A 4,230-nucleotide genomic window follows, 5' to 3' on the forward strand; every position below is an offset into this window, starting at 1 on the left:
CGAGTTCGAGTCGCAGCTGCAGATCCACCTGGTCGGGGCCAACCGGCTGGCCGCCGCCGTGCTCCCCGGCATGCTCGATCGCCGGCGCGGCGACCTCATCTTCGTGGGTTCGGATGTGGCGCTGCGCCAGCGCCCGCACATGGGCGCCTACGGCGCAGCCAAGGCCGCGCTCGTCGCGATGGTCACCAACTTCCAGATGGAGCTCGAGGGCACCGGTGTCCGCGCATCGATCGTGCACCCGGGTCCGACGAAAACCTCGATGGGCTGGAGCTTGCCGGCCGAGAAAATCGGTCCCGCACTTGAGGACTGGGCCAAGTGGGGCCAGGCCAGGCACGATTACTTCCTGCGCGCCACGGACCTGGCCCGGGCGATCACGTTCGTCGCCGAGACGCCGCGGGGTGGCTTCATCGCGAACATGGAGCTTCAGCCCGAAGCGCCGTTGGCCGACAAGAAGGATCGCCAGAAGTTAGCACTGGGCGAAGAGGGGATGCCGTCATGACGTCAACAGCAGTAGTGCCCCGGGTTTCCGGCGGCGAGGAGGAACACGGCCACCTCGAAGAGTTCCGCACCGACCCGATCGGGCTGATGCAGCGGGTCCGCGACGAGTGCGGTGACGTCGGGTGGTTCCAGCTCGCCGACAAGCACGTGATCCTGTTGTCCGGCGCCGGCGCGAACGAGTTCTTCTTCCGTTCCGCCGACGAGGAGCTGGACCAGGCGGCGGCTTATCCGTTCATGGCACCGATTTTCGGCAAGGGCGTGGTGTTCGATGCCAGCCCCGAGCGGCGCAAGGAGATGCTGCACAACTCGGCGTTGCGCGGTGAGCAGATGAAGGGCCACGCCGCGACCATCGAGGGCGAAGTGAAGCGAATGGTCGCCAATTGGGGCGACGATGGCGAAATCGACTTGCTGGATTTCTTCGCCGAGTTGACCATCTACACCTCGACGGCCTGCCTGATCGGGCTGAAGTTCCGTAATCAACTGGACTCCCGGTTCGCGCACTACTACCACGAGCTGGAGCGTGGCACCGACCCGCTGTGCTACGTCGACCCCTACCTGCCGATCGAGAGCTTCCAGCGACGCGATCAGGCTCGCAAGGACCTGGTCGCGCTGGTGCAGGAGATCATGCACCAGCGAGTTGCCAACCCGCCCAAGGACAAACGCGACCGCGACATGCTCGACGTACTGGTGTCGATCAAGGACGAGGAAGGCAATCCGCGGTTCTCCGCCGACGAGGTCACCGGAATGTTCATCTCGCTGATGTTCGCCGGGCACCACACCAGTTCGGGAACCTCGGCGTGGACGTTGATCGAGCTGATCCGTCATCCCGACGTCTACGCGGAGGTACTCGCCGAACTCGAGGAGCTCTACGCCGACGGCCAGGAGGTGAGTTTCCATGCGCTGCGCCAGATTCCGAAGTTGGACAACGTGGTCAAGGAGGCGTTGCGGCTGCATCCCCCGCTGATCATCCTGATGCGGGTCGCGCAGGGCGAGTTCGAGGTGGAAGGCTTTCCCATTCACCCCGGCGATTACGTCGCCGCGTCCCCCGCCATCTCCAACCGGATTCCGGAGGACTTCCCGGACCCGGACGCGTTCAACCCGGACCGCTATAACAAGCCCGAGCAGGCCGACATCGCCAACCGGTGGACGTGGATTCCATTTGGTGCGGGCCGGCACCGTTGCGTCGGCGCCGCCTTCGCGACCATGCAGATCAAGGCGATCTTCTCGGTGTTGTTGCGCGAGTACGAGTTCGAGATGGCCCAGCCCGCCGACAGCTACCGCAACGACCACTCGAAGATGGTGGTCCAGCTGGCCCGGCCGGCCAAGGTGCGGTACCGCAAGCGCGGCGCCTGAAGGAGGGCAGCTGATGGGCTTTCGCATCGAAGTCGATCTGGATCTGTGCCAGGGCCACGCCATGTGCGAACTGGAAGCGCCGGACTACTTCCGGGTGCCCAAGCGCGGCAAGGTCGAGATCGTCGACCCCGAACCCCCCGAAGACGCCCGCGACGAAGTTGAACGCGCGGTCGAAATGTGCCCGACCCAAGCACTATTCATCAAAGAGAAGGAAGACTGAGGACAATGGCGTCTTTCGAACGTGCGGAACTCGACGAATGGGTGCAGTCCTGGCTGCAGGCCAACAAGGACTGCGAGAAGGCCGGTGATTGGAAACCGCTGGCTGACTTCTACGCCCCCGACGCCACCTACGGCTGGAACATCGGGCCCAAGGAAGACGTGATGTGCGTCGGTATCGACGAGATCCGCGACATCGCGCTGGGCCTGGAGATGGAGGGGCTGGAGAACTGGCAGTACCCGTACCAGAAGGTCCTCGTCGACGACCGTCAGGGCGAAATCGTCGGGTTCTGGAAGCAGGTCGTACTCGACGGCGAGGGCGGGCAGCAGGAGATCTACGGCATCGGTGGCAGCTGGTTCCGGCTCAACGCCGACAAGCTCATCGAGTGGCAGCGCGACTTCTTCGACTTCGGCCACGTGCAGGCGCTGTACCTGAAGCTGATGAAGGCCGGAAAGCTGTCTGCGGGCATGCAGAAACGGATCGAACGCAGCCTGGCCGGGGAGAAACTGCCTGGTTACTACCCCTTGGGCCAGGCTCCGGTGCCGATCTGGTGAGCCGGTCCCAACCCTGCACGCGGCACCCAACCAAGCGTTTGATTCGTTGCACGCGCTATGCTGACGCAACAAGGGTGCCTGTGGCACTCGTCACCACCGCTGCCCGGCACCGAGTCAGGCACTTCCAATTCAAAGGCGAAATGGGGTCAGGTCCATCGTGAAGACAAAAGGCGCACTGATCTGGGAATTCAACCAGCCGTGGTCCATCGAAGAGATTGAGATCGGCGATCCCGTCAAGGACGAGGTCAAGATCCAGATGGAAGCGGCCGGGATGTGCCACTCCGACCACCACCTGGTGACCGGCGGCATCCCGATGGCCGGCTTCCCGGTGCTCGGCGGGCACGAGGGTGCCGGAATCGTCACCGAGGTCGGCCCCGGCGTCGACGACATCGCCCCCGGCGACCACGTCGTGCTGTCGTTCATCCCGTCCTGCGGCCAGTGTCCGACCTGTCAGGCGGGCATGCGCAACCTCTGCGACCTGGGCGCCGGATTGCTGGGTGGCGCGGCGGTGAGCGACGGAACCTTCCGCATCCAGGCCCGCGGCCAGAACGTTTTCCCGATGACGCTGCTCGGCACCTTCTCGCCGTACATGGTCGTGCACCGCAGCTCGGTGGTGAAGATCGACCCGTCCGTTCCGTTCGAAGTGGCCGCGCTGGTCGGCTGCGGCGTCACCACGGGCTACGGCTCGGCCGTGCGCACCGCCGACATCCGCCCCGGCCAGGACGTGGCCATCGTCGGTGTCGGTGGCGTCGGCATGGCGGCCCTGCAGGGGGCGGTCGCGGCCGGTGCCCGGTACATCTTCGCGATCGACCCGGTGGAGTGGAAGCGCGACCAGGCGCTGAAGTTCGGCGCCACCCACGTCTTCCCCGACATCAACGCCGCGCTGATGGGCATCGCCGAGGTCACCTACGGCCTGATGGCTCACAAGGTGATCGTGACCGTTGGTGAGCTGCACGGCGCCGATATCGACAACTACCTGAACATCACCGCCAAGGGCGGCACCTGCGTGGCGACGGCCATCGGCAGCCTGCTGGACACCAATGTGACGCTGAACCTGGCGATGCTCACGCTGATGCAGAAGAACCTGCAGGGCACCATCTTCGGTGGCGGCAACCCGCAGTACGACATCCCGCAGCTGCTGGCGATGTACAAGGCCGGCAAGCTGAACCTGGACGACATGGTCACCACCCAGTACCGCCTGGAGCAGATCAACGAGGGCTACCAGGACATGCTGGACGGCAAGAACATTCGCGGCGTCATCCGCTACACCGACGCAGACCGGTAGACCCGCGGGGATAAGCCGGGTCGCGGGTGGCCGGATTTCCGCACCTGTTGGCGCCGGGACGCATCGGCGCCATGCCGGTGCGCAACCGGGTGGTCATGTCTCCGATGGAGACGATGTACGGCACCGGAGACGGACTGCCCTCGCAGCGCACCCGTGACTACTTCGCCGCGCGCGCCCACGGCGGTGTCGGCCTGATCACCCTGGGCGCCACCGGGGTTGACCATCGACACCCCGAGACGCCCGGCGGCCTGCACCTGGCCACGGACGCCGCCGGCGACGCGCACCGCGCGCTGGTGGACGTGGTGCACGAACACGGGGCCAAG

At 65.4% G+C, this 4,230-nt stretch carries 6 protein-coding genes; all 6 read left to right on the plus strand.

Annotated features, from left to right (window positions below; all coding sequences use genetic code 11):
* The coding region (locus tag A9X01_RS12425; RefSeq protein ID WP_155772055.1) for an SDR family oxidoreductase at nucleotides 1-499 on the plus strand (499 nt) is incomplete at its 5' end.
* Complete coding sequence (locus tag A9X01_RS12430; RefSeq protein ID WP_065121071.1) at nucleotides 496-1,851, plus strand: cytochrome P450; 1,356 nt, start codon at nucleotides 496-498, stop codon at nucleotides 1,849-1,851. The genes A9X01_RS12425 and A9X01_RS12430, both read left to right, overlap by 4 nt.
* A gap of 10 nt (nucleotides 1,852-1,861) precedes the next feature.
* Nucleotides 1,862-2,071, plus strand: a complete 210-nt coding sequence (locus A9X01_RS12435; RefSeq protein WP_081282349.1) for a ferredoxin — start codon at nucleotides 1,862-1,864, stop codon at nucleotides 2,069-2,071.
* Nucleotides 2,072-2,076: 5 nt separating this feature from the next.
* Complete coding sequence (locus tag A9X01_RS12440) at nucleotides 2,077-2,622, plus strand: nuclear transport factor 2-like protein (RefSeq protein WP_065121072.1); 546 nt, start codon at nucleotides 2,077-2,079, stop codon at nucleotides 2,620-2,622.
* 157 nt (nucleotides 2,623-2,779) lie between these two features.
* Nucleotides 2,780-3,907, plus strand: a complete 1,128-nt coding sequence (locus A9X01_RS12445) for an NDMA-dependent alcohol dehydrogenase (RefSeq protein WP_065121073.1) — start codon at nucleotides 2,780-2,782, stop codon at nucleotides 3,905-3,907.
* Nucleotides 3,908-3,933: 26 nt separating this feature from the next.
* The coding region (locus tag A9X01_RS12450; protein ID WP_081282348.1) for an oxidoreductase at nucleotides 3,934-4,230 on the plus strand (297 nt) is incomplete at its 3' end.

Origin of the sequence: Mycobacterium asiaticum (assembly GCF_001668675.1) — a bacterium.
Classification (GTDB): domain Bacteria; phylum Actinomycetota; class Actinomycetes; order Mycobacteriales; family Mycobacteriaceae; genus Mycobacterium; species Mycobacterium asiaticum_D.